The organism is Pirellulales bacterium, assembly GCA_019694435.1.
In the GTDB taxonomy this organism is placed as follows: Bacteria; Planctomycetota; Planctomycetia; order Pirellulales; family JAEUIK01; genus JAIBBZ01.
This window is the reverse complement of record JAIBBZ010000007.1, coordinates 67,792-93,358: the sequence shown is the minus strand read 5'-3', so window position 1 is coordinate 93,358 and position 25,567 is coordinate 67,792. Positions and strand designations below refer to the sequence as shown.

General features: G+C 64.9%; 18 protein-coding genes. 10 read left to right on the top strand and 8 right to left on the bottom strand.

Annotation, left to right across the window (positions count from 1 at the left end):
* Positions 1-235: 235 nt before the first annotated feature.
* On the top strand, positions 236-2,107 hold the full coding sequence (locus K1X74_08245; protein ID MBX7166327.1) for a BBP7 family outer membrane beta-barrel protein: 1,872 nt from the start codon (positions 236-238) through the stop codon (positions 2,105-2,107).
* Between the two features lie 99 nt (positions 2,108-2,206).
* On the opposite strand, the gene K1X74_08240 is transcribed toward K1X74_08245, so the two are convergent.
* A complete protein-coding gene (locus K1X74_08240; GenBank protein MBX7166326.1) occupies positions 2,207-4,513 on the bottom strand; it encodes a serine/threonine protein kinase in 2,307 nt (768 codons plus the stop codon).
* Between the two features lie 187 nt (positions 4,514-4,700).
* Between K1X74_08240 and K1X74_08235 the strand changes: the two genes are divergently transcribed.
* On the top strand, positions 4,701-5,315 hold the full coding sequence (locus tag K1X74_08235) for a sigma-70 family RNA polymerase sigma factor (protein MBX7166325.1): 615 nt from the start codon (positions 4,701-4,703) through the stop codon (positions 5,313-5,315).
* 7 nt (positions 5,316-5,322) lie between these two features.
* Positions 5,323-5,523 (top strand): hypothetical protein, encoded by a 201-nt coding sequence (locus K1X74_08230; protein ID MBX7166324.1) that lies wholly within the window; start codon positions 5,323-5,325, stop codon positions 5,521-5,523.
* Positions 5,524-5,572: 49 nt separating this feature from the next.
* Here K1X74_08230 and K1X74_08225 read toward each other — a convergent pair whose 3' ends face one another.
* The 4 genes from K1X74_08225 to dacB are packed head-to-tail and all read right to left on the bottom strand — an operon-like array spanning position 5,573 to position 13,298.
* Positions 5,573-6,847, bottom strand: coding sequence for an aminotransferase class III-fold pyridoxal phosphate-dependent enzyme (locus K1X74_08225; protein ID MBX7166323.1), 1,275 nt, complete (start codon positions 6,845-6,847; stop codon positions 5,573-5,575).
* A gap of 56 nt (positions 6,848-6,903) precedes the next feature.
* Positions 6,904-10,416, bottom strand: a complete 3,513-nt coding sequence (locus tag K1X74_08220) for an AAA family ATPase (protein MBX7166322.1) — start codon at positions 10,414-10,416, stop codon at positions 6,904-6,906.
* A complete protein-coding gene (locus tag K1X74_08215) occupies positions 10,413-11,681 on the bottom strand; it encodes a DNA repair exonuclease (GenBank protein MBX7166321.1) in 1,269 nt (422 codons plus the stop codon). The genes K1X74_08220 and K1X74_08215 overlap by 4 nt, the downstream gene beginning before the upstream one ends.
* A gap of 42 nt (positions 11,682-11,723) precedes the next feature.
* A complete protein-coding gene (gene dacB, locus K1X74_08210) occupies positions 11,724-13,298 on the bottom strand; it encodes a D-alanyl-D-alanine carboxypeptidase/D-alanyl-D-alanine-endopeptidase (GenBank protein MBX7166320.1) in 1,575 nt (524 codons plus the stop codon).
* A gap of 202 nt (positions 13,299-13,500) precedes the next feature.
* Between dacB and K1X74_08205 the strand changes: the two genes are divergently transcribed.
* From K1X74_08205 to K1X74_08185, 5 genes are all read left to right on the top strand, one after another.
* The gene (locus K1X74_08205) at positions 13,501-14,175 is read left to right on the top strand and encodes a hypothetical protein (protein MBX7166319.1); all 675 of its coding nucleotides are present in this window, start codon (positions 13,501-13,503) and stop codon (positions 14,173-14,175) included.
* On the top strand, positions 14,172-14,813 hold the full coding sequence (locus K1X74_08200) for a hypothetical protein (GenBank protein ID MBX7166318.1): 642 nt from the start codon (positions 14,172-14,174) through the stop codon (positions 14,811-14,813). The genes K1X74_08205 and K1X74_08200 overlap by 4 nt, the downstream gene beginning before the upstream one ends.
* Before the next feature lie 81 nt (positions 14,814-14,894).
* Complete coding sequence (locus K1X74_08195) at positions 14,895-15,443, top strand: hypothetical protein (protein MBX7166317.1); 549 nt, start codon at positions 14,895-14,897, stop codon at positions 15,441-15,443.
* A gap of 35 nt (positions 15,444-15,478) precedes the next feature.
* Positions 15,479-16,975, top strand: coding sequence for a radical SAM protein (locus K1X74_08190; protein MBX7166316.1), 1,497 nt, complete (start codon positions 15,479-15,481; stop codon positions 16,973-16,975).
* Positions 16,972-17,742: a prolipoprotein diacylglyceryl transferase gene (locus K1X74_08185; GenBank protein ID MBX7166315.1), complete on the top strand. Its 771-nt coding sequence runs from the start codon at positions 16,972-16,974 to the stop codon at positions 17,740-17,742. The genes K1X74_08190 and K1X74_08185 overlap by 4 nt, the downstream gene beginning before the upstream one ends.
* A gap of 205 nt (positions 17,743-17,947) precedes the next feature.
* Here the strand turns inward: K1X74_08185 and K1X74_08180 are convergent, their stop codons facing one another.
* Together K1X74_08180 and K1X74_08175 are read right to left on the bottom strand one after the other, a co-directional pair.
* Entirely contained in the window at positions 17,948-18,580 is a 633-nt protein-coding gene (locus K1X74_08180; protein MBX7166314.1) for a response regulator transcription factor, read from the bottom strand.
* Between the two features lie 691 nt (positions 18,581-19,271).
* Entirely contained in the window at positions 19,272-20,918 is a 1,647-nt protein-coding gene (locus K1X74_08175) for a S26 family signal peptidase (protein ID MBX7166313.1), read from the bottom strand.
* Between the two features lie 471 nt (positions 20,919-21,389).
* Here K1X74_08175 and K1X74_08170 point away from each other — a divergent pair, with 471 nt between their 5' ends.
* Both K1X74_08170 and K1X74_08165 read left to right on the top strand, forming a co-directional pair.
* The gene (locus K1X74_08170; protein ID MBX7166312.1) at positions 21,390-21,614 is read left to right on the top strand and encodes a carbon storage regulator; all 225 of its coding nucleotides are present in this window, start codon (positions 21,390-21,392) and stop codon (positions 21,612-21,614) included.
* 136 nt (positions 21,615-21,750) lie between these two features.
* Complete coding sequence (locus K1X74_08165) at positions 21,751-22,926, top strand: aminotransferase class V-fold PLP-dependent enzyme (protein ID MBX7166311.1); 1,176 nt, start codon at positions 21,751-21,753, stop codon at positions 22,924-22,926.
* Here K1X74_08165 and K1X74_08160 read toward each other — a convergent pair.
* Positions 22,923-25,385, bottom strand: coding sequence for a response regulator (locus K1X74_08160; protein MBX7166310.1), 2,463 nt, complete (start codon positions 25,383-25,385; stop codon positions 22,923-22,925). The genes K1X74_08165 and K1X74_08160 overlap by 4 nt on opposite strands.
* Positions 25,386-25,567 lie beyond the last annotated feature (182 nt).

Genomic DNA, 25,567 nt, shown 5'->3' with positions numbered 1-25,567 from the left:
TTCGTTTTGGTACGGCGGCTTCCAGCTTCTGAACGGGCCTCGAGTTAGGTCCCCACGGCCCGTCAACGGCACCCCAGGGAATCTAGCGAACCTGGCGAGAGTTTGCCGACAAACGCGGTAGTTCTGGATTTGCCGTTTGTTTCGGTCGAAGGAGTCCTATGACCAGAGGCGGTCCATTCCTCAGGTACCGCACGACCGGACTTTTCTCGCGGACCCGCACATAGGATCTCCACTCATGTTCGCCTTTTCCAAGACACCCGTCGTGGCACTTCTGCTGGCATCCGGACTGATGCTGGCCGAGACCAGCCGCGCCGAGCAGCCCAGCAGCAAGCCCGCACGCAAGGCTGCAGGGCAGAAGGAAGGAAATTCGGCCAACAAGCTGCCACCGCTGATCGCCAATCCGCTGCGGCAGATGCCGGCCAATGTGCCGCTGGCTTACAGCGATCGCCCTGCGCCTGAGTTCAGCCGGGCAGTGCCGCGCACCTTGCCCGCGCCGTCGGCCGCACAGGAAGCGAACAAGGCCCTGCGTCGCCCGGCGGCCGCTCGCCAGCCGGCGGCTCGCCAACCGATTGCCCGTCCGCCGGTTGTTCGCCAGCCCGTGGCTCGCCGGTCTGCGGCTCGCCAGGCCGCGGCCCAGGTGCCCCCGGGCTACGTGCGCCGCGTCTCGCGCGCCATGCAGGTCGAAGACGAGATGGTTGAGCCGGAGTTGCCGCCGGAGGACATCGCCGCGCCGGAAGAACCTATGGCAGCACCTTCGGCAGGTTCGCCAACCCCGGCGACCGAGGGCCGCTCGCTGCAGCCCGTCCCGATGGAAACCGATCCGGAGTCGGAGATGCCGATGACGGAGTACGTCCCCATGGAAGAGTTTGACGGCTGCAGCGATGGGTCCTGCGACCTCTGCGCCGATCCTTGCTGCACGCTGTGCGGTCCGCCGGGACGTTTTTGGGTGAGCGCCGATTACCTGTTGTGGTGGACCAAGGACGCCGAGTATCCGCCGCTGCTGGCCAGCAGCCCGTCGTCGACGCCGGCCGACCAGTCCGGCGTGTTGGGCCAGATGAATACCAACATCCTGTTCGGCAATGGCCGCGAGGACGTGTTCAACAACTCGCAGAGCGGTGCCCGCATTCGCTTTGGCATGTGGCTCGATCAATGCCACTGCAGCGGCCTGGAAGGCGACTACTTTGCCATCAACGACAACGATTTCAACCAGACATACCAATGCGACGAGAGCGACAACCTGGCTCTCGCGCGTCCCTTCTACAACGTCCAGACCGGCCTTCAAGACTCCGAGTTGGTCTGGTATCCAGGTATCGTCGATGGCTCGGCGACGATTGCCACCTCGAGCAGCTTTCAGGGCGCCGGCGCCCGCTGGCGTCGCAATCTGTGCTGCAGCTCGTTCTGCGAGCCCTCGCAAGGGCTGAAGTGCGGGCCGGGCATCATCGGAACCCAGAGTTGCGGCACGGCCATGTGCGGCTGCGGCTGGGAAAACATGAGCTATCGCACGCTGGATTTCCTCGCCGGCTACCGCTTCTACAAGTACAACGACGGCGTCTCGGTGAGCGAGAATCTCATCTCGACCAACACCGGCGGCTCGATTCCGCTGGGCACCACGTTCGGCGTGTTCGACAATTTCCGCGCCACGAACGACTTCCACGGCGGTGAATTGGGCCTGCACTACGACGTCCGCCGCGGGCGCTGGGGGTTTGACTGCCTCGCCCTGGTGGCCCTGGGCAACAATCGCCAGGTCGTGGACATCAACGGACACACCGTGATCCAGGTGCCGGGCCTCGACGCCACGGAATACGAAGCCGGTCTGCTGACACAGGCCTCGAACTCGGGCCGTTACACACAGAACGACTTCATCGTCATTCCGCAGTTGAACGCGAACCTGTCGTACTTCCTGACCTGCAACCTGAAACTGCACGTCGGCTACAACCTGATCTACTGGGATCGCGTGGCTCGCGCCGGCGACTTCATCGATCTGGGCCTGAACCCGTCGCAAATTCCGCCGGGCACCTTGTCCGGCGAAGCCCGGCCGGCGTTCAACTGGAACAACACGACCTTCTGGGCCCAGGGCATCAATATCGGCGGCGAAATTCGCTTCTAGGCAACCGCATCCGGTCGACGTGCGACCCAGCACGTAGCGTCGCGAGGCACGATCCTGCCTCGCGACGTTTTTTTAGCGCCCGCGGTCTCGCCACAGCCGTCAGCGCGACCGCGTCCAGAACGAATCGAGGCCGATCGAACCCTCGTCGATATCTTCGCGTGACGACCTCACGGCCACCTGCATCGCCGCGAGATCGGCCTGAATGACCCGGGTCAGCAGGAACACGACGGCAAACCCCACCAGCCCCAGCGCGCCCAGGACAATGAACGCTTCGGTCAGCGGCGTCTTGAAGAATGCCAAGAGCAGCACCGCCACGAATGGCACCGTGACGTTCATCGCCAGGTAGATCCACAGCCGATTGGCCAGCCGCCCCAGCGACGGCCCATCCTCAGGAACTTGCGTATCGGGCTGCAGCAACAGCGGATAGAAACCGCGCACGCCGACGAACGTCATCAGGAAAAAGCAGAGCGTCGCGGCAATGAAGCCGAACAGCAGCTGCGAGACCTCGAAATGTACGAACTCGCCCGTGGTGACCTCCACCGGCTGGTCCACGGTGCCGGGGCCGAACTGCAGCGTGAGCGGAATCCCCAACCCGCTGACCAGCCAGAGGCCGGCGACGACCAGGGCGACACAATCGCCCAGCACCAGGCAGCGCCGCCGCAAGGCCGGCAGGCGAGTGAGATCGACCGGCTTGCCGCGGCGCAGCCGATGTACCGCGCGGCAGACCGGCCAGGCCAGTAACAGGCCCGCGAAAAAGCCGATCGGGTAGGCCACGAGGTTGACCGCCGGCAGCATGACCGTGAAGAAGTAATCTTTCAACTCGTCAGGAAATCGATTCAGGATGCCCCTGAGGTTGTAGAGGACGTTGAACACACTCGCGATCGCGTTGGGCAGCAGCCCCGCCACGGCCCAACTGGTGATCGGCGCATTGCGCAAGATCGCACCCAAGGCCATGCGTGCCGGCCGCATCAGGCGCTGCGCGCGCGGTTGCAAACAGAGGGCCAGTTGCCGCCCTAATTCTTCGGCCGAAGGCATCCGTCGATCGACGTCGGGCTCGAGACATTCGAGCAGCACCTGCTTCAGGCCCGCCGGCAGGTCACGGGGCAGGGCGGCAATGCGCTCGGCCGGCACTCCGGCACGTCGTCGCGCGGCCATCGCTTGCAGCGTCTTGGCCCAACCGACTTCGACCGATTCGTCGGGAAACGGCCGCTCGCCCGTCAACAGTTCCCAGAGCATGACCCCCACCGAATAGACGTCGGCGCGGCGATCGAGCTCGCCGGGTTGACGGTCGTGGCTGGGGTTACAGGCCTCGAGCTGTTCGGGCGACATGTAGGCGAGGCTGCCGCCGAAATAGGCCGCCGGTGTGGCGCCTTCGAGCTTCGAGCTGAAGCTGATGTTGAAGTCGACCAGTTTCGGCGAAGCATCGGCCGCCAGCAGCACGTTGGCGGGCTTGACGTCGCGATGCAAAACGCCCATTCGGTGGGCGTAGGCCAGCGCCGATGCCAGCCGGCTTCCCAACCAGCAAACGGCCTCGGGCCAGGTCGAACGGGCCAGGCGCCCGCGCGTCGCCGAATCGCTGGGCGGCGATTCGCCCCTCGTGTCGAGCGACTTGTCGACCGCTTGGAGCACGAGCCGCCCCGTGCGGTGTTGCAGCGGCGTTTGGCGCACCAGATCGACGACGGTATGCAGCGTGCCGCCGGCCACGTATTGCATGTAGAGCAGCCGCAGCTTGCGATCGGCCAGGACGCGCTGGTCGTAGACCCTTACAATATGCGGGTGGTCGAGCTGCGCCAGGGTTTGTGGCTCGGTGCCGCGGTCGGCTGACACCTTGACCGCCACGAGTCGCTGCAGCGAATTCTGGCGGGCGAGGAACACCGTGGCGAAAGCGCCGCTCCCCAATTGCGCGAGCAGGTCGAATTCGTCCAGCCGCTCGCCGACCGCCACGGTCGGGCGTTTGCCGCTCGTGCCAAAGACCGAGGTCGACGTCTCCGGCGACTCGAAGGCGATCAACCGCCGCAACTCCTCGGCCTGCTCGGGAAACCGCTCGTAATAGTCCGAGCCGCGAACGCTTTCGCCCGCCCGGCGGCGAACGTGAAATTCCTCATAGATCAGGTCGCACGGCAAATCGGGGTCGATCAACTCGGGGAACTCGGCAACATACTCCTCGATCAGCCGAGGCATCTGCCGACGCTGCCAGCGGTATTCCAGGTCGACCTTGATCAGCTCGATCAGGGCCAGCCGGCGGAAATTGGGCGGGTCGCGGGCTTCGAGCAGGTCGGCTAACAGCGGCGGCTCGGCGCCCGATTCCCACTGCTCGACCAAAGTCTCGATCCGGCCGGCGAGCAAGTCCCAGACCCGGCTCGAGTCGTCCATGCCCAACGTGGGTGTCGCGTCGGAAGAGTTCACGGCTGTCCCAGAGGGCGATTTGCTAGATTCGGCTGCCGGACACGGTCTGCTGCGCCGGTCGGATGCTGCACCGCGCAGACGCCCAGAGCCGATTCTCAGTGCCTCGGCTTCAATTTACAATCTCTTCGGTAACGCTCCCAGACACATCCGGCCTGCGGCGGCAGCGCCCGGCCAGGGAAACCCGACTATGAACGATGACGAACAACAGGCCCTGGTCGAGCGTTTGAAGCAAGGCGATGGCGAGGCGCTCGGTCAGTACCTGGCCGCCAAGGGTCCGCAGTTGTTGGGCTATATCGTCCGCCAGATGGGACCCGGCCTGCGTTCGCGCATCGAGCCCGAGGACCTGGCGCAAGAGGTGAGCGCCGAAGCGGTTCGATCGCTGCCGGCGATGGAGCTGGGCGATCGCGATCCGTTTGGTTGGCTCTGTCAGATTGCCCAGCGCAGGATCGTCGACGCCCACCGCAGGCTGTTCGGCGCGCAAAAGCGTTCCGCCGCCCGCGAGGTGTCAATCGACAACCGCACGGACGATTCCAACCGCGGCGGGTTTATCAACCTGCTCGTTGCCAGCATGACTACGGCCAGCCAGGCGTTTTCGCGCGGTCAGCGCGAGGTGAAATTGCTGGCCGCACTCGACGAGTTGCCCGAAGAGCAGCGCGAAGCGCTGCGCCTGCGCTACGTCGAGGGGCTGCCGTCGAAGGAGATCGCCGAGAAGCTGGGGAAGTCGGACGGCGCGGTGCGGGTGATGCTGTCGCGCAGCTTGACCAAGCTGCAAGGCATCCTGGGCCCCATGCTGGAAAAGTGAGTGCGCCATGACCGGCGTTCCGGTGGGCCTGTGCGCAGGGTGTCGCCACGCGCGGCGCGTGGAAACGGGGCGCGGCAGCACCTTCTATCTTTGTGGCCGCTCGCAACACGACCCGCGCTATCCCAAATATCCCCGGTTGCCGATGCTCGATTGCGCCGGGTTCGAGCGCCAACTCAATCCGGGCGATTCGACCGCGACGCCCGAGTAAGGCGTCTGCTCCAGTGGCGGGTGGCCGGCGCCGCTCGTCGCGCGATCGGTCAACCGGTCCGACGCAGCGCCGCAGTGAAAAGTTCGATCAGCTCGTCGCAGGCCGCTTCGTCATGCGCGAGCGACAAGTACAGCTTCGTACCCATCGGGTTGAGAAAGATCCCGCTGCGAAACAATTCGAGCATCAGCGCCCGCGCTCGGGCCCGATCGGCCCGCAACCCGCTACGATAGTCATGCACCGGCTGGGGAGAAAACACGACCTGGGCCAGGGGCCCATCGCCGAGGATCTGTCCGACCACGCCGTACGCCTGGAGCGCCCCGACCAGACCGGAGCGCAGATATCGCCCCAGGGCGTGCAGGCGCGCGTAGACCCCCGCGCCGCGGAACACACCCAAGGCCGCCAGGGCCGCGGCCGCCGAAATCGGATTGCCGCCCAGCGTCGATGCCGTCCAGACGTAGGGTAACTGGCCCAGGCGCTCCTCGCACACCAGCGCGAGCAACTCGCGTCGGCCGCCAAAGGCGCCGATTGGATAGCCGCCGCCGAGCGCTTTTCCATATGCCACCAGGTCGGGAACGACGCCGTAGTATTCTTGTGCGCCGCCGTAAGCGAGCCGGAAACCGGTGACCACCTCGTCGAAGATCAGCAGCACGTCGTGCTGGCGCGTCAACTCGCGCAGACCTTCGAGAAAACCGGGCCGGGGCGGCGTGCAGCGCTGCAACGGCTCGACAATCACGGCCGCCAGCTCGTGTACATGTGCTTCAATCAGTCGGCGCGTGACCGCCAGATCGTTGTAAGGCGCGACCAGAATCCCCACGCGGGCAATCTCCTCGATCCCGGCGCTGGTTGGGTCCGGTTGGGGGAAGTCGGGCGGCGCCTGCGGAAACAGGCTGGTCACGCCGACCTCGTTGGCGCCGTGATAGGCGCCCTCGAACTTGAGTATCTTCGGCCGGCCGGTGAATGCGCGCGCCAGGCGCTGACAATACATCGTCGCCTCGGTTCCCGAGGCGCAAAACCGAACCTGCTCGCAGGCCGGACTGAGCCGCACCAATTCGGCGGCCAAGGCCACGGTCGGCGCCGTGGGGTACGAAAAATTCGATCCGAGCGCCGCCTGCCGCGTGACGGCCGCGACAACCTCGGGCCGGGCATGGCCGACGAGCACGGAGCCCCAACCCGTGGAAAAGTCGAGAAACCGCCGGCCGGTCGTATCCCACAACTCGCAGCCGTGGCCGCGCTCGATCACGATCGACAGCTCAGACGGCAGGTTGAACTCTCCGTTCGACCCGGCCGGCATGACGAGCTGAGCCAATTCGGCGTGGTGGTCCATCGGCAGTCTCGCGGCAACGGGAAGCCTCACGGCGAACCACGACGCAAGCGGCGCGGTTAGCGGCGGAGTTCGTGTACGAACACGCGCTCGGGCGCAACGTGCTGGCGAGCCAGTTCTACCAGATGTGCGTGGTGCGTAAAGAACACGACCTGCACGTGATCGGAAAGCTCGGCCAAGGCCAACAGCGCCGCCGCCGAACGGCGATCGTCGAAGTTCACCAGGATATCGTCGAGCGCCAGCGGAATTGGCTCGTGCTCCTCGGCCCAGGCGCGCACGCTCGCCAGGCGCAGTGCTAGGAACAACTGGTCGGCCGTGCCTTCGCTCATGCCTTCGACGGTCAGCCAGGTCCCATCGGGCCGTACTCCCACGATCACTTCTTCGTCTTCGTCGATCTCCGTCCGCAGGCCCGCGAACGACCCACACGTCAATTGCGTGAAGAGCGTGCTGGCCCGATCGAGGACGGCGCTGGCGTTTTCGCGCCGGTAGCGGTCGACGCCTTCGCGGAGCACAGCTTGCGCCAGCCGCAGTACGGCGAGCCGTTCGGCGTCTCCCCGCAAGCGTGCCAGCAGCGATTCGCACCGTTCGGCCAGGCCGATGGCTCCCTCGCCCCCGCTCATGCGTTTGAGTTCTGTTTCGGCCTCGGTGGCGGCACGCAGGGCCGCATCGCGCTGTTCCTCGAGCTGAGCGATTCCAGACTGCAGCGTCTCGATGCGAGTCGGCAATTCATCGGCCTGCTGCACCACGTCGTCGACGAACTCGGTCAGGCTGCGCCCAGCAGCGAGTTCGCTCAATTGCCGCTGCGCCTCGCCGAGAGCGTTCTGCACCTCGCGGCGTTCGGTCGACTGCTGCTCGAGTTTTGCCAGCTGAGCGATTTCCTCGCACCCGGCCTCCTCGCAAAGCTGCGCGAGCATCGATTCGGCCTGGCGAAACGCCACCCGGGCTCTTTCCAGCCGTGACCGCTCGTCGGCCAGCCGCTCGGCCAGCGACTTGCGCTGCACGTCGGCCCGATGCGACTGAGCAAATCGCTCGGCAAGCTGGAGCACGATTCGTTCCGGCTCTTGGTCTCCCAGATCGGGCGCCAATCGTTCGGCAGCGGCAATTACGTCCGCGGCGAACTGCCGTGCCTCGGCATCGATGCCCGCTACCCGCACGGCAAACTGGTGGCGTCGGGCGCGTTGCTCGGCAATCTGCGCCAGGGTCTCCAGCACGCTCGCCGCTTGTTCCGCCGTCGCGTGTTCGGCCAGCCCCAGGGGGCGCATGAACTGCGCCCAATCGCGTCCCAGTTCTTGCAGCACGTCGGACAGCTTGCCTTGCTGGTGCTCCAAGTCGTGCAATTCTTTGCGCATCGCCGGCAACTGCGCGCGCCGATCGGCGCGCCGCCTGGCCGCGTCATGCAAGGCTTCGGCCCGATCGCTGGCCGCCTCGACCAGCGCGACGAGCGATACATCGGCCGCGGCGGGTGATAGCCCCAGCTCGGTCGCAATCCGGCCGACCGATATGCGCTGCCGGGCAAGTTCCTCGGAGCGATCGCGAATGTCTTCCACAGTTTGTTGCCATTGGCCGACAAGCTCGGCCAGCTCGCGCTGTCGCCGTAGCCAGGCCCGCATCTCGCCGGGCGGCAGCGGGGCCAACGCCAAGGGCTCCCAGAGCTGGACCCATTGGTTCTGCCACCGAGCGCAGGCCTCGCACGTCTGTTGCAGAGCCATGTCGGCATCGGCGGCGCGCCGGCGCGCGCGATCCAACTGGCCAGACAGCCTGGCCTTGTCGGCCACGCGGTCGGCCTCGCGCCGCAATCGGTCGGCCAGCTCGTCGGCGGCCTGTACGCACTGGGCGTATGCGTCCGGCAGATTGTCCCGGCTGCAGGCGGCAAGAAACTCGCCCTGCTCCGGAGCGCCAGGGCCGCCGCCTTGCCAGGCGGCCATGACCAAGCGCCAGCCACGGTCGCGCAACGCGCGCGCCGCGGCGAGATCGCTGGCCGACGGCACCGCGCCGGCGGCCTCGAGCTGGCCCAATGTCGCTTGCAGCTGGTCGATCTCCTGGTTGAGCTCCGTCAGATGGCGCTGTTGCGATTCACAGCGTGCGTCGAGATCGCGCCGCTGGGCGTCGAATCGCTCGATCGACTCCTCGGGCGGGACAGGCAAAGCTTGAACGGCCTCGAGTTCGCCCTGCCACAGTCCGAGGGCCTGCAGTCGAGTCTCGGCTTCGCGCTGCAGCCGCCTGCTTTTCGCCTGCAACTCGCCCAGCGCTGCCTCTTCCTCGGCCAGGGGCCGCAGCCGGCGCAGCTCGGCGCGCCAGGGCTGGAGCGAGCCTTCGGAGGTCACCGCATCGCACTCAGACTCGATGCGCGCAATTTCGCCGCGCAGCCGGCGGCAGTCGCGCTCGATGACCACGGACTGTTCGCGGGTGCGAATCAGCTTCTCGCTGAGTTGAGTGATGCCCAGCCTGACATGCTCGGGCACGCCGACCGCGAAGCCGTCGTCGGGCTCGTCGTCACGACCCAGGCGATGCAGCAGCTCGCGAATCAATTCGTTCGCCTGCTTGACCTCGTCGTGCAGCGCGGGCCGGTCGCGCATCGCCTTGCGATGGCTCCCCAGACGCTCGCGGAGCTCGTCGACCAGGTCATGCTCTTGGACCAGGGGCGTCGCCACCGGCAGGGCCTCGTGTTCCGCGCTCAGTCGCGTCAGGGCCTCCTCGGCGGCCCGGACCGTCTGCTGGGCATTGCGCAGATCGGCCTGCGCGCGCTCGCGGCGCGAACCGAAATCGACCGCCAACCAGGGGCCCTCGCCGAGCCGTTCGCGTTGGTCGACCAACTCGCGCCAACGGCTCACGGCGTAACCGGCCTTATGTAGCCGGTCGAGCCGCGCCAGTTCCGTGCGCGCCTCGGCCAATTGCGCGTTCAGCTCCTGACGCCGCGTTTGGGCGTTCTTGCACTGCTGGTCCTGCCGGCGCCATTCTTCTACCGAAAGCTGCGCCCGTTTGAGCATCAGCCGCGTGCTGTTGTATTCGGCCAGCGTGGCATTGATCCGCGGCTTGACGGCGCTGCGTTTGAAAAGTTCGTCCGCTTGAGCTTGCAAGTCGAATTGCAGGCGGCGCAAGGGCGCGATGCCGGCGCCAGCCGCGAACAACAGCTCGCCGACTTGTCCCCGGCCTTGCAGAATCTCTTTGCCGCCGGCGACCAGCGTCGCGTGATCGAGCGCGAACAGCATGCCGAACAGTTTCTGATCGACGCCTCCGAGCAGGCGGGTCAGGGCCTGCTCCTCGATCACCGCGTCGTCGCTGCCGTCGCGCAGCGAATTCTTGCGCGCCTTGCGCCGTACCACGTCGAGCCGCTGTCCTCCGCTGCCGCGCAACGATCCGCCGATGCGCAGCTCTTTGCTGAGGTGCAAAAAGTCGTCGCTCGAACGCTCCGGAATTCCGTAAAGCAAGCCGTGCAGGGCCCGCAGCGACGAGGTCTTGCCGGCTTCGTTTGGCCCGTAGATGACGTGCAGGCCCTGGTTGCCGGCCGACAAGTCGATGCCCAGCTGTGTGAACGGCCCAAAGGCCAACAGGCGGAGGGCGTCGAATCTCACGGCGTCGCACCCGGCCCGAGGAGCCGCGAGACCAGCAGCGGCTCGACTTCGTCAAGGAACTGGGCCAGCCACAACGGGTCGTCGACGCGCGTGGCTTCGCCCGGGTCGATCAGCTCGCTGGGCAACCTGGCGGCCAGATCGCTCAGATCGACACCCAGCTCGGCCAAACGCCGCGGATCGTTGCGCAACTCGGCGATCAGCCCACGCAACGAGTCCAAGGGGCCGAGCAGCTCGGCCGAGTCGGCCGCGGCCGTTTCATCCGCGCGGCTGCGCACCTGTAGCTTTTCGACCCAAATCTCGCCCTGGCCGACGTCGGTGGCCAAGGCACGGATGTCTTCGAGCAGTTCCTGGCGCACTGCCCGCAGCGGATTGGCCACCGCGGGTTCGCCCGCGAGCTCGATGCGCGCGGCCACGATGCGCCCGCCCGCGATCGCGGATTCCGCGCGCAAGGCCTCGCCCGCCAAGGCCAACGCATCGTCGCGGCGCGAGCCGCCGGGCAGATCGACCTCGACTCTCGACCAGCGGACGACGTCCAGCTCACGAAATTCGGTTCGCACGGCGCGCCGGTCATCGACCGACACGAGTAGGCAACCTTTGGGCCCGGTCTCGCGGATGTTCCGGCCTTGCAGGTTGCCGCAAAAGGCCACGTGCGGCTCCGCGTTCAGAACCTCGCGCGTGTGGACATGGCCGAGCGCCCAGTAGTCGTATTGCTTGGCCAGCAAACCCTCGAGCGAGCAAGGGGCATAGCGCTCGTGGCCTTCGCGACCGCCGGCGCAGGTATGCAGCAAACCAAGATTGAACGCTCCGCGCCGTGCGGCCGGATAGCGCGCCGACAAATCATCCGTTTCGGCGGCCCGGGCGAAGCTCTGCCCATGCACCACCAGGTCGTAATCGGGCAGTTCAATCGACTCGGGGTGCTGGTGTGAGAAAAACGTGACGTTTTCGGGCAACGGCAGCGAGCGGGTCATCTTGTTCGCCGCGTCGTGATTGCCGGCGATCAGGCACACCCGGATGCCGGCCGCCCGCAGCCGCGCCAGTTGACTGACGAAAAACAAGCCCGTGCTGTAGTCGGGCCAATCGCCGTCGTAGATATCGCCGGCCAGGGCCACGAGGACCACTTGCTCGTCGATTGCCAGATCGACCAGGGCCGCGCAGGCCCGGCGCGCGGCAAGCCGGATTTCCTCGACCGGCGCGCCGTCGTAGGTATCCAGTCCGCGCAGCGGGCTGTCGAGGTGCAAATCGGCGGCGTGAATGAACTTGAACAAGGATCCGTCCCCGGGCCGTGGGCCAAGTTCAGTTTGGGCGATTCACCAGGCGTCGTGCAAGATCTCGCAGATCTGGCCTAGCGAACGGCCCACGCGCTTCGTCTCGTCCGACGTCTTCAAGTGGGCATTGTTGACGAACAGGGCGAACGCCAGCTTCCGGCCCGAGGCCGTGGTCATGTAGCCGGCCAGCGCTTTGCTCACCAGCAGCAGCCGGCCGTCCAGCAGGTTTTCCCAATAATAGGTCCCGGTTTTTGCCTGTATCTTGCCGCGCGCCGGGCTCTCGGGGCCCACCGATTCGGCGAGAGTGCCATCGACCCCCAGGACCGGCATGGCCCGCAGATACACGTCGAAATCGGGCCGCTGCGCCATGGCCCTGAGCAACTGCACCGTGGCCCTCGGCGTGATGCAATCGCCGCGCGACCCGCCGGCGCCACTGCCGAATGAAATCGCCTGGACGTCGACGCCGGCGCGGGCCAGGAATTCGCCTTCGAGCCGCATGCCGTCGGACAACGACCGCCGCCCCTGCTTCACCGCCAGCAAGATGGGCAGGATGCTCGCGTGCAGGTTGTGGCTCACCTTGAGAATCAACCGCGCCTCCTCCGCGAAGGGTGGAGACATGAACTTCGCCGCGACCGGCAGCCCAGCCACCTGCTCTCTCGACGGCAGGGCGGCGGAATCGTTGCCGGCGGTCGCCGCGGCCTCGACGGCAACTCCGGCGCGACGCAAGGCCTCGATGAACAGACAGCGGGCAAACGCCGCAGCGTCGTCGACTTCCGCCACGCGCACGATCGGTCGCGAATTGGCCGGAATCTTGCCACGCACGACGATCCGGCCCGGGGCGATCATCTCGATATCGATCGCCGTTTCGCTGCCCGCGGCCGTGGTCTCGACAATGCTCTCGACGGAAATTCCGGGGGCCTGCGGCCGGTAAGTCATCGTCGCCATCTGGCCTTCGGCCGCAGGCGTGACCACCACGTCGACGACGTTGTCATTGACGATGATCGGCGTGAGCGTGCTGGGACCGCTGCCGGTGCCCATTTCGTGATCGAACAAGCGATCGTCGATCAGCACATTGCCCGAAACCAGCGAGATCCCCGACGCGCGCACCTGCCGCGCCAGTTCGTCCAATCCAGCCAATGGATCGGGTTCGGTCATTTGAGCATCGAGGCCGCCGTTGGCGTACGTGTGATCCGTGTCCTTGAAAGCGATCTCTCCCGCGCTCGTGGTGCGCCCGCCTAGCGTGAGGTCGCCACTGGCGATCAGAATCAAATCGCCGTGGAGCTTGCCGGACAGGGCCAAGGGTCCGGAATAGACCACACGCGTCTCGAACCGATAGTCGGCTCCCAGCGCATCGAGCGCCGCGGCCACCGAGTAGAGCTTCGTGGTCGAAGCGGGCGCAAACAACTTGTCGCCGTGGAATTCGTGGAGCACCTCGCCCGAGGCCAGATCGGCGACGAGTAATCCCCAGTGGGCCGACTTGTATTCGGGCGCGTCGATCACCTCGGCGAGGCGCGCATCCAAATCGCCGGCCACTGCCGCTCGGGAAACCGTCAAGCCGAACAGCAAGACGCCGAGCAGCGGAAGCAAAGGTGAGGCGAACTTCAGTGCTGACATCATGTAACTTATCCCTTCCTCTCTCGTGTGCCGGACGGGCACATTGTAGACCGGCGCGGTGCAGGTCACTACGCGGCGCCGGGGCCCCGGCAGGACGCCGCCTGGGTTTTTCTTGCTGCGACCAGGATTGCTTGCTCCAGGCCGGAGTTTGCGCAAGAATCAGAACCAATACAGAGTTGCCAACGGCCAGGACGGAGCCACATGGATGAATGCACTTCCCGGGGCGCAGGATCGGCCTTGGTACATCACCGATCGTTGGCAGCAGTACGAAGGTGAGCTGCGGGCCAACCTGCTGCGCACCATCGGGATCGGCGGCTTCTACACCGTCGAGTTGATCAACTATCACGGCCTGCGGCTGGGCGGGCTCGAACTGCCCAAGGTCGAAGGCGTCGACGGACGATTTCATCTGGCTGTGACCGTGCTATGCGCGGCGTGGTCGGCGCTCGCCCTGGGCGTCTATTCGAGCCTGCGGCAGCAATACTTTCCGCCGGCATTCAAGTTCGTCACGACGGCCGCGGACATGGCGCTGTTGACCGGCCTGCTGACCATCGCCGCCGGCCCGCGCAGCCCGTTGCTGGTGGTCTATTTCCTGCTGATACTCCTGGCTGGACTGCGATTCAGCTTGTCGCTGGTCTGGTTCGCGACCGGCTGCGCCCTGGCCGGCTACTTGTTTCTGCTTGGCTATGCCCGCTGGTATGCGCCGCAGCCCGAAACGGTGATCGTACCCCGCTACTACCAGTTGATCTTTTTGCTGGCCCTGATGTTTTCCGGAGTGCTCCTGGGCCAACTGATTCGGCGCGTGCGCGGCATCGCCGCGGACTATGCCCGACGCCAGGAGGCGGACGTCGCGCGTCTGACAGCAGAAGGAGCCCGCCCTTGAGTTCCGCGACCGAGACCGCTGAACCCATTGCCGACGCCATCATCTGCCCCGAATGCGGCGCTGCAAATCTGACCATCCCCGGCGCGCCGCGGCCAGCGGAGTGTTGGTTGTGCCGGCGTGTCTTCGGTGCCGCCGATGCGATGCGCGCCTCCTCGCCGGCAACCGAGCAACGGCCGCTGCAGTTCGGTCTGAGTTCCCTGCTGTTGTGCATCACGCTGGTGGCGATCTTCTTCGGGTTGCTGGCCGCGGCACCACCGATGGCCGTCCTGTTCTTCCTGCTGACCCTGCCCGCGCTCATTCGCACGACCGTCGTCCTCCGCCGGCGCGGCCAACCGGCCACGTTGGGCGAAAAATTCCTGCTGCTCTGGTCGTCGGCCGGCGCGGTATTCGTGGCCTGGGTTTCGGCCGCGGGAGCATTCTTGGCGGTCTGTACGGCCGGGTTCGTAGGCGGTGCCTTGGCGCTCGAATCCTTGGGCGTGGGCAGCGAAGAGGCGCTGAGCTACGACTTGATGTTTGGTGCCGTGCTGGGTGCTGTGGCCGCTTTGCTGGTGCTGGTCGGACTGCTGAGATTCTTTTGGCGCGCGCGGAACACCGCGCCACCCTGCGACGAGCCCCCCTCTAGCACTCAGGCACTCTGAGTCGTGCGCCGAATGATTGAAGCTTCAAACAGCCCAACTGCCGAGCCTGCGTCAGCTTTCCTTTGTCCGAAGTGCGGGGCCATGAACGTGCTCGCAGACGACGCACCGATCATCGTTCCCTGTTGGCTTTGTAAGGCCAGAGTAAACACCACCGTACAAAGATACGCCGCGCGGCCTGCCCGCGGGTCCTCCGCGGGCAATCTCACGACTGCGCTGGTGTTGTTCGATCTGATCGTCGTAACTGCCGGCCTCACGGCCGTGGCGCCTGCAGCAGGGCTGATGTTCGTGATCATGGTTCTGCCTCTCTTGATTCACGCAGGCCTGATCGCGTTGCGCCGCGATTCGGGGCCCACGCCGCTCGAAGCCATCTGGATCACAATCACCACCCTGGCGGTATCCGCCTATGCGGTTGTTGCGATGGCGGCCTTCTTTTTCATGGCTTGCGTAAACCAGACGTCCGGCCGCCAGGCGAACGAAGAGTCTTTCGCCCGCCTCTCCAATCGAATGCTGACGATCGCTGGGGTTACGGCGGTTGTTGTCGCACTCGTGAGCGCGGTGATTTATCGATTTTCCGCGCGCGGCCTGCGTCGCGAGCTTGAAGACTTGAACCAGGATCAGCCTCGGCCGTAGGAGCCACACGAAGCATGCAACTGCGCGACTACACAATGCTTGGCACCACGCAGAGCCTTTGCCCGGAGTGCCTGGCCGTGGTACCGGCGAAGATTCTGGTGAGGCAGGGGCGCGTCTATTTCCGCAAGCACTGTCCGACGCACGGCACACGCGAGGATTTCATCTGCTCGGACGTGTCGGCCTACGACCGCCTCGAATACAGCGTGCCGGGCCGCATCCCGGCGGAATTTGGCACCACGCCGCAACGCGGCTGCCCGTACGATTGCGGCCTCTGCACCGAACACGAGCAACACACCTGCGTAGGGCTGGTTGAAATCACCGACTCGTGCAATCTGCGCTGCCCGATGTGCTTCGCCTCGAGCGGACCGGGCGGCAAACACCTGAGCCTGGCCGATGCCTGCCGTGCCATCGATCGCCTGGTCGAGGTCGAAGGTCGGGCCGAAGTGGTGCAACTTTCCGGCGGCGAGCCCACTTTGCACCCCGAGTTTGTCCAGCTGGTCGAGTACGCCTGCAACCAGCCGATCGACGTGGTGATGATCAACACCAACGGGATCCGGCTGGCGAACGACGACGACTTGCTGGAAAAACTCGCGGCGCGACGCAAGCGGCTGGAGATCTACCTGCAGTTCGACGGCCTGCGCGAATCGAGCTATCGCGAACTCCGCGGCGAGCCGCTGCTGGCTACAAAATTGCGGGCCGTTGAAAAATTGGGCCGCCAAGGGCTGCGCACAACTCTCGTCGCCACGTTGCAAGGCGACTTGAATCTCGACGAGGTCGGCGACCTCGTGCGGTTTGCCATCGTGCGCCCCTGGATTACGGGCGTCAGCTTTCAACCGGCCACTTACAGTGGACGGCACGTCTTACCTGCCGACCTCGAAAACCGCGTGACCTTTCCCGACGTGGTGCGGGCACTGGTCGAGCAGTGTGACGGGCTTTTCCAGTCCGACGATTTCTTGCCGCTGCCCTGTGCGCACCCGAATTGCCACACGCTGAGCTATTTGTATCGCAGCCAAGGCAGGGCACGCCCGCTCACGCGATTCATCAACGCCCACGAGCATCTCGAGCTGCTTTCAGGCGGCATCACCTTTAACCGGCCTCGGGCTCGGCAGTTGATTGAAGAATATTTGGCGCGAGTCGGCGCGTGCGGCCCCGGCTGTGGCTGCGGGCCCACGTTGGGACCGGACAAGGAAGACCAGCCCGGGTTGCCCGTGCTTGGCGACGCGCCAGCACCGCGCGACGAGCTGGCCGAAGAGTTCTTCCGCCGGGCCTTGGCCGAGCAGGTCGATCCGGAAGACGTGCTGCGCATCACGATCACTTCGTTTCTCGACGCCTATAACTTCGATCTGCGGCGACTGATGAAGTGCTGCATCCACCACGTTTTGCCCAGCGGGCACGTCGTGCCGTTTTGTGCCTACAACGTGCTGTACCGCGAAGGGCACGTGCCGCTGCCAACGCTGGAAAAGCTGCAGATCGACGCCCCGGTGTCGCGAGCCGCGGCACCGCTGGTGCAGCTAGCGGAACCTGGACGATGAATCTGGCGTACGCCGGCGCCATGGGGGTGGCCCTAGCGACGGGCCTGATCGTGTCCAGGCGCTTTCCAACCGAGGCTCCGCTGCGGCGCGGCGAGCGCATCGGGCTCGCGATCGGTGCCCTATGCGGGGCGATGTTCACCGCGCGCCTCCCCTTTGTGCTCGGCGCTGCCCGCGACTGGACGCAAGCCGACTGGTTCGCGCCCTCGGGCAAGACGATCGTGCTCGGGCTGGTAGGCGGCTACCTGGGCGTCGAGGTGGCGAAGTGGGCCTTGCACATTCGCACCAAGACAGGCGACAGCTTTGCGGTGCCGGTTGCGGCATCGATTGCCGTCGGGCGACTCGCTTGCTTCGTGGGCGGGTGCTGCTACGGCACCGCAACGATACTTCCCTGGGGCGTCGATTTCGGGGACGGGGTGCGCCGTCATCCCGCGCAACTCTACGAAGCCGCGTTCCATTTCGCGGCAGCCCTGATCCTCTGGCGGCTGTACCGGCGTGGTGCTTTGCGGCGCCAACTGATCAAGCTGTACATCCTCGCGTATCTGGCCTACCGCTTTGTGTCGGAGGAGTGGCGCCCAGAGCCGGAGATGTGGCTCGGCTGGACCGGATATCAATGGGCCGCGGTCGTGCTCGCGCCCTTGTTCGCCGGGCTGTGGTGGCTCGATTCGCGCCGCGCCGCGGCCGAGACTAACGACACCACCTCGTCGACCTCGGGTACGCGGCCAAAGCCGATTTTGCCCAGCCAGCCGCGCGTCCGCCGCTTGTCGTAGATTTCGCTGCCATCGGCGACGACCCGGAACATCCCCGGAAAACCGGCCCGGAGCATCACCTGCGCACCGTGTTCGCGTTCGAGCCGGGCTGCCACCTGGCGTGCCAAAGGGCGATATCCGCAAGGCAAGCAATAGACGATTTCGACCTGCATCGTGCGTGGCCCTCGTCGAGACGGCGACGGTTCGGCGGCGCGGGCGACCTGAATCACACCAGGCCCTTACGGACCGCCCACACCGCTGCTTGGGTGCGATCCGAGACGCCGATCTTGCGGAGCATGTTTTGCACGTGCTCTTTGACCGTCTCGTAGCTGATATCCAGCGTCTGGGCGATCTCGCGATTCGTCAAGCCCAAGGCGATCTGGCGCAGAACGTCCGCCTCGCGTTGGGTCAGGGGCACCTCCGTATCGCCCCCCAGCCGCGGCGCGGCCAAGGCGCCGGTGACCCGTCGCAATTCTTCCCGCGTCCAGATGGCGTCGCCCGCCGCGACGGCCCGAATGGCCGTCAGCAATTCATCGCGAGTGCATTCCTTGAGCAAATAGCCCGCCGCGCCGAGCGCCACGGCCCGCGCGACGTAGGTGGGATTGTCGTAGGCCGAGAACATCAGCACGGCCTGGTCGGGATGGTCGATTTTCAGGCGGCCCAAAGCTGCCAGGCCGTCGCCCCCGCCCATGCGCACATCGAGCAGGACAAGGCTAGGCTTCAACTCTGAGGCCAACCGCACGGCTTCGTCGCCCGTCGCCGCCTGGCCGACAACTTCGATTTCGGTGCCTGCCAACAACATGATCAGGCCATCGCGAACAACAGCATGGTCGTCGGCGATGACGATGCGAATGGACATGAACGAACTCACTCGAACTCAATCAAAAACGTCGGAGATACGCGTTGCCCGGGTGGTCACTCGGTGCCGACTGTCATGCAATCGCGAAATTCGTGAAGCGCTGCTGTCCGTGGAGGCCTCGCCGTTGGGTCCAACCGTGAGTCATCGCCGTACCAAGGAAGTCGTTTCCCGGAATCTACGGGCGGACATCACATAGCCCTGGGCAAACCGCCGCGCACGTCTTTCGTGCGTTGCTGTTCGCGTGCTCCACAGGCAATGCGCTGCCCAACACATTGCAATTGCAGACACCTGCTGTTGCGTGAAGCGACGAATTCATCCAGGCCACAGCGCCCGAAAAACTTCACACGCCGACGCCATGCCTTGAGCGCTCGCTTCCGCCCGAAGGTTTCGCTCAACCGCGAAACTACGGCGATACGCCCTGAATCCGACGTGTCTGCGCTACCCCAGTCTCTTGGGGGCATTCCAAACCACCCTATGCACCAAACCGTGTTGCGAGGCAATTATTGCGTTTTTTTTCCCAGCAGTAAGTGGTTGCCACGAAAAGGTTTGTATTTTATTTTTCGCATAGCATCATTGGCGCAGTCCCAGCAACCACCTGGGGGGATCGGCGCACGAAAAGACGGGAGTCGTGGCATCCGCGCGGGAGAAAATGCGACCAGCGCCATCCCCCCCGTGCGCCTTAAACGCCGACTTACCGCACGAGGCGGAACTTCCGGAAGTTCGGATAGAAAGGCACGGGATAGCCCACGACGTCGATCGAGACCGGCGTTTCCCAGGCGTGCGGCCAGTAGACGAACATTGCCTTGCCGATCAACAAACTGCGATCGACGAGCGCCGGATCGCCGGAGTTGTCCGAGCGCAGCCAGAGCCGGCTGTCCATGCTCGCGGAGCTGTTGTCGCCGAACATTAAGAACTGATTAGCGCCCATCACAAATTCGACGGGCCGCCGGCCGTCGAAAAAACCCCACACGTTCGGATCGGACATCATGCGGCGAATGTGTTGCTCGTCGAGTTGGGAGAACAGCGGACAATTGGGATCGTAGTCGTCAATGCTGATGCTGTAGTCGGGAAACTGCCGCGGCGCGCGGCAGGCGATGTAGTAGATGTCGCGCCGGAGCCGCAAATGACGGACGTCGACCTTGGCTCCTTGGGCCCCGATTCGGGCCGGTCGCAAATCGTCGGGTTGCGGTCGCGCGGCGCTGGGTGTCGGGTACGGGAGGCCGCCGCCGACGCTCTCGGGAAACTCGATCACGTCGCCGTCGACCCACAGGAACAGTTGATCGTCGACGTTCGCAAAGCTGAGTTCATACTCGCCCGATCCTTGGACCGGCGTGTGCGCTTTGCCCAGCACCTGCCCATCAATCGACAGGCTGGCCTCGCCTGACGACAACTCGATCGCACACTGGTAGTGGCGCCCGGCTTCGACCAGATCGATGAGCAGCTTGCCGGTGTCGGCAGCCACGTCGCAGGTAAAGTCGATCGCCAGGTCACCGACCCAGTGCAGCCCTTGGGCGAAGAGCGCTTGTTTCTTCGGCGGACCCGTCGCAGTCGTCGCGCCGGTGTTATAGGCGCAGAAATCGGTAACGAGCTGCGGCGAGACCGAGGTACCCGCCGGCAAGGGTCCTTGTTCCAAGGCCTGCCAATCGTTCCACGAGGGAGGCGTGTGCTCGTAGGCCAGCCAACTCGCCGCGTCCGCCTTGGCTGTGACGCTGAACCGCCGCCCCTGGTCTTCGGCTTGCCAAGCCGCGCCGCCGGCCGTTTCGCGCGATTGCCAGCGCAAGGGCCAACCCCGTTCGATCAACTTCTCGAGCAGGTAGTCGTTGTCGTAAACCTCTTGCAGCGTGGCGCGGACTTTTTCGGCAGGCTTGCGCGAAATTTTGAAGGCCGATTCACCCTGAGGACGGACGTAGAGATCGCCGTGCCAGACGCTCAGCGTTTCGTTTGGCAGTCCAACCAGGCGCTTGATGTAGTTCGTCTCGGCGCCGTGCGGATATTTGAACAGCGTGACGTCCCAACGCTGTGCCTCTTGGCCGCCGTAGTAGGTGAACTTCGCCGCCTGAATTCGGTCGCCGGAGTAGGTGCGATAGCTGCGCCCCAAGGGGTTGTCTTGGTCGAGCCGAGTAGGAAATCGGCACATCGGACAGGTCGCGCTCTTGATCAGATCGCCGGTTTGCCGACCGGTTTCCAAATCGACCTCATGACTGGCGCCCACCTGATACGCATAGCCACATTGTGGACACTCGAAGTCCTTGTGCATGCCCATCAGCGTCGGCGCCATCGAGCCGGTCGGGATTTCGAAACCCTCGGCCTCGAACGTCCGGAACAGGAAGGCGAGCATGAACGCGATGACGACTGACTCGATCGTCTCGCGAGTACTGTCAACCTTGGGCTGCTGCTTTGAGGGGGGGGCAGTGGCCTTCGAGGGTGCGGAAGATCGTTTCGCCATGAAAGTCGAGTCGAGAGGTATGCGCGAGAGGTCCTGGATCGAAAGCGGGAGCAGGTAAAGGCTTAGCCGCCGTCCGTGCCACGGCAGCCTACAAGTCTTCCACCCGACTCGAGTATTTCGAGCCCCACGCGCCGTTCTTGCGATTTGGGCTCAATTCGTCAAGTCGAGTTGCTTAACCCACTGGGTACAAAGGCGTTAGGGCCCCGCTTCTGCATTTGCGCCGAATTTACGCCGTGCTAGCAGCAACCCAACACCCGCTTGCTAGCTTAAGCGCCGTTCGGCACGGATTGCGCTGAGTGGGCTCATGGGCAGGTCGCGCCGGGCTCGCTCGTCAAAGATTAGCGACCGACAAAGGCACTTGCCATGCTCGTCCTGTCGCGGAAGTTGAGTGAGTCGATCGTCATCGACGACACGATCGTCGTCACGGTGCTCGAACTCGGCCGCGGTCGCGTGCGGCTAGGAATCGAAGCGCCTGCATCCGTGCCCGTTCATCGACAGGAAGTCATGATAAACGGCAACGTGCCGCGCCGCGCGGCGGCCCCGGCGCCCATGCCGGTTGCCAGCTTGCCGGCGGCCGTCCCGGGCTGAGCCGATCCCCCTCGTGGCCAACTCAAGCGTTGAGCACTGCGCCGCGCGAGCGCGGTCATAGGCGCGATCGGCTGCTGCCTGCTACAACCGGGCAGCCTCAAGAACCGCCCTCGCGGCCTTGCCGACCGCGCCGAACATGCTCGACCCTTACGACGACGCCGGCTGGGAGACACTTCGCACCGAGTGGCAATTCCCGCCCGAGGTGACTTACCTCAACCATGGCGCCTTTGGTCCGTCGCCGCGGCGGGTGCGCCAAGAGCGAGTCACCTGGATCGATCGGATCGAGTCGCAGCCGGCCGATTTCTTCGAGCGCCATCTCGAACATGAACTGCATCGCGTGGCGGCGCGGCTGGGATTGCTGGTCGGCACCGCGGCCGAGAGCCTGGTGCTGCTCGACAACGCCACCGCAGCCATGAACGTCGTCGCGCAGAGCGTGCAGCTTGCCGCGGGTGACGAAGTCTTGCTGACCGATCACGAGTACGGTGCCGTGGCGCGGCTATGGCAGCAGCGCTGCGATCTCGGCGGCGCGAGCCTGCGCACCGTGGCGCTGCCGACGCCGCTCACGTCGTCCGACGAAGTGGTCGAGCGCGTCATCGGGGCCATCACGCCGCGCACGCGCCTGCTGGTGGTCAGTCACGTCACGTCGAAGACGGCCGTGGTGCTTCCGGTCGAGGCGATTTGTCAGCGGGCACGCGAACTGGGCGTGCTGGTTTGCGTCGATGGACCGCATGCCCTGGCTATGCGACCGCTGGATCTGGCAACGCTCGACGCCGATTTCTATGCCGTGAGCTGCCATAAATGGCTCGCTGGACCTTTCGGCACAGGATTTCTCTATGCCGCCCCGCGCGTGCAAGCGCAGGTGCGGCCGATGCTCATCAGTTGGGGCACTCCGCCGGCCGGCGCACGCGGCGATTGGCGCGACGAATTTGTCTGGCTGGGCACCCGCGATCCTTCGGCTTTTATGGCTTTGCCGGCCGCGATCGATATTCTCGAGGACATCGGCATCGAAAGCTTTCGCCAGCGCACGCACGATTTGGCGCGGTATGCACGTCAGCAGATTGCAGAACTAGCCGGGCTGCCGCCGCTCGTGCCCGACGATCGGGCGTGGTACGGATCGATGATCGCCGTGCCGTTGCCCTCGGGCGATCCCGTCGCGCTCCATCAGACCCTGTGGCAACGGTATGGCATCGAAGTACCGGTTTCGCTGTGGCAGGATCGACCGCTCATCCGCGTGTCGTGCCATGTCTATACGCGCCGGGCTGACATCGATCGACTCTGCGAGGCGTTGCGCCGCGAATTGCGCAGCGCTTAACAGACGGTTGCCCGCAGTTCCGACTGGCGCGGCGACCGTCGCCGCTCGAACTCGACGGGCGACAGACAAGCGGCGATCGTGCGAAGCAATTGGGGGCGATCGATCGGCTTGGCGCAGTAGTCGTCGCAGCCTGCTGAAATGCAGGTATCCCGGGCAGAGCTCATCGCGTGGGCGGTCAAAGCAACAATCGGCCCGAGATAGCCGGAGTCCCGCAGCTTCCGCGTGGCGTCGTAACCGTCGAGCACGGGCATCTGCATGTCCATCAGAATCACGTCGAACGGAACGCCTGCGTCGCGCGCGGCGAGGGCCTTTTCGCACGCCACGAGACCGTTCTCGGCCACTTCAACCGTGGCTCCGGCCTTGCGCAGTACATGGGTAATCAACCGCTGATTGCCCAACCCGTCTTCCGCGAGCAGGATGCGGGCCTCGATCTGCACGGCCGGTTGTACTGCTGGCGCTGCGCCGCGGGTCGTCTCTTCGCGCGCCTCGAGAGGGTTCACCCAGGTGACTTTCGAGCTGTCGTGCAGCGCAAGTTGCAAGCGAAACCGGCTCCCCTCGCCATAGGTGCTCTCCACGGAGATATCTCCGCCGAGCATTTCGGCCAACCGCTTGCTGATGCTCAGGCCCAACCCCGTGCCGCCAAACTTGCGGGTCGTCGACGAGTCTGCCTGGCTGAAAGGCCGGAACAAGCGGCTCAATTGCACCGAGGTCATCCCGATGCCGCTGTCGCGGACGTCGAATTGCAGTTGATGGCCCAGCCCGCTTTCGTCGGGTATACAGCGGGCCGTCAGGCATACCGTCCCATGTTCAGTAAACTTGATCGCGTTGGCGACCAGATTGATGAGGATCTGCCGTACCCGCGTCGGATCGCTTTCGATCGAGGCGGGCAAGGTCCCCTCGAAGGCCAAGGACAACGACAGGCCTTTGGCGTCGGCGCGGACTTGCATCAGCTTGATCACGTCTTGTGCCAGCTCGAGAGGTGCACAACGAATGCGCTCGACCTCGAGGTGTCCGGCCTCGATCTTGGACAAGTCGAGAATGTCGTTGATGAGCTCGATCAAGTATTCGCCGTTACGACGAATAGTGAGCAAGGCGTCGCCGCGTGGAGTGCCCGGCTCCGCACCCGGCTCTTCCAGCAACACCTCGGAGTAGCCGAGAATGGCCGTCATCGGCGTGCGGATCTCGTGGCTCATGTTGGCCAGGAATTCGCTCTTGGCCCGAGTCGCCGTCTCGGCGGCGTTGATGAATTGCTGCAGGCAGGTGTTGGTCGTCTCCAGGGCATACGAATACGACTTGAGGTCTTCCTCCGCCTGGCGCCGTTCCGTAATGTCGCGCACCAGGGCGATGAACCGCGTCTGCTTGTCATCGGCATCGCAGTTCGGTTGGGCCTCGACCGCGACCCAGAACCTGCGCCCGTGCTTGGCACAACAGCAAACTTCCAGCGAAAAGCCCTCGCCGCGCGCTACCGATTGGCGGATCTGCTCGACCGTGGCGAGATCGGTCTCTGCCCCTTGCAGGAACGAGCAGTCCTGGCCGAGCACTTCGGCCAGGGTGTAGTCGGTCATCCGCTCGAAGCTCTCGTTCACCCACTCGATCTTGCCCTCCGCGTCGGTGATGATGACCGCGTTGTCAGTGCGTGCAGCCACGAGCGCGAGCTTCTTGGCCTGGCGCTGGCTTTCCGTCAAGGTGCCGAAGACGCGCTCGAAGGCGCGAGCCAATTGACCAATCTCGTTGGCCGGTAACTGGGCCGGTACGACGAACCGTCCGCTTTCGAGGCTCGCTACCGTCGCCTGGGCCAGACGTTGCAAAGGGACCAGGACCCACCGTCGCAAGAGCGTGGCCACGACGAACCAGACCGCCAGGATCTGGCCCACGACGATCAGCACCGACTCCAGGGCGACGTGCCGGGCCTCGGCACGGATTTCGGAAAGATTGACCGCGACTGCGACCACGCCGGAAGGATGTTCGGCAGGCGATTTCCCCCTGACCGTCAGCGGCACCAGCACAAACGTGCGCTCGTCCCCGGCGTGCTTCGCATTGATGATCAGGCCACGGCCGTCGCGCGAGACCCGCTTCATCGCGGTCATCAGTTCTGCCGACTGGACGGTTGTTCTGCGGCGCTGACCGCGGAAACTGCTGGCGGTCACAACGTTTCCATCGGCAGCGAACACCGTCACTTCGGACGAGTCGTCGATGGCCACCAGGCGTTCGATCGCCGCCTGGATCTGGGCGCGCTTGAAATGCTCCGTGCCTGCGTCGCCGAGAATCTGAGGCAGGGCCGCGCCCAGCGACTGCGCTCGCGCTAGTGCCCTTTGTGTGTTGTGTTCGACGCGGCTGTCGTACTGCAGAAAAGCTTGCAGCAAACCGACGGCCAGCAGCGCGAGCATCATCCAAGCGACGATGCAGCGGACGAGATCGGTACAGTTGTCAAACTGGTCGCGGAACGAGCTTGCGGACATGCAGCGGCACCGGTTGCAAGGCTTTGCCCCGGCGACCGCATCGTCTCGCAAACCTGCCCAATAGAAACCACAAGATCAGTCGCCTATGAACATATAGGGCGCAACAGATACCCCGACAGGATCAGACACTTAGACCCTGCATTTTCTACAGCCATTCGTTCCGGCCACACCGATTCTCCGGC

Coding starts and splice junctions, on each gene's coding strand:
- K1X74_08235 (MBX7166325.1), top strand. CDS start 4,701: ATGAACGATGACGAACAACAGGCCCTGGTCGAGCGTTTGAAGCAAGGC.
- K1X74_08180 (MBX7166314.1), bottom strand. CDS start 18,580: ATGTCCATTCGCATCGTCATCGCCGACGACCATGCTGTTGTTCGCGAT.
- dacB (MBX7166320.1), bottom strand. CDS start 13,298: ATGATGTCAGCACTGAAGTTCGCCTCACCTTTGCTTCCGCTGCTCGGC.
- K1X74_08170 (MBX7166312.1), top strand. CDS start 21,390: ATGCTCGTCCTGTCGCGGAAGTTGAGTGAGTCGATCGTCATCGACGAC.
- K1X74_08205 (MBX7166319.1), top strand. CDS start 13,501: ATGAATGCACTTCCCGGGGCGCAGGATCGGCCTTGGTACATCACCGAT.
- K1X74_08230 (MBX7166324.1), top strand. CDS start 5,323: ATGACCGGCGTTCCGGTGGGCCTGTGCGCAGGGTGTCGCCACGCGCGG.
- K1X74_08195 (MBX7166317.1), top strand. CDS start 14,895: ATGAACGTGCTCGCAGACGACGCACCGATCATCGTTCCCTGTTGGCTT.
- K1X74_08185 (MBX7166315.1), top strand. CDS start 16,972: ATGAATCTGGCGTACGCCGGCGCCATGGGGGTGGCCCTAGCGACGGGC.
- K1X74_08165 (MBX7166311.1), top strand. CDS start 21,751: ATGCTCGACCCTTACGACGACGCCGGCTGGGAGACACTTCGCACCGAG.
- K1X74_08225 (MBX7166323.1), bottom strand. CDS start 6,847: ATGGACCACCACGCCGAATTGGCTCAGCTCGTCATGCCGGCCGGGTCG.
- K1X74_08190 (MBX7166316.1), top strand. CDS start 15,479: ATGCTTGGCACCACGCAGAGCCTTTGCCCGGAGTGCCTGGCCGTGGTA.
- K1X74_08160 (MBX7166310.1), bottom strand. CDS start 25,385: ATGTCCGCAAGCTCGTTCCGCGACCAGTTTGACAACTGTACCGATCTC.
- K1X74_08245 (MBX7166327.1), top strand. CDS start 236: ATGTTCGCCTTTTCCAAGACACCCGTCGTGGCACTTCTGCTGGCATCC.
- K1X74_08175 (MBX7166313.1), bottom strand. CDS start 20,918: ATGCTCGCCTTCCTGTTCCGGACGTTCGAGGCCGAGGGTTTCGAAATC.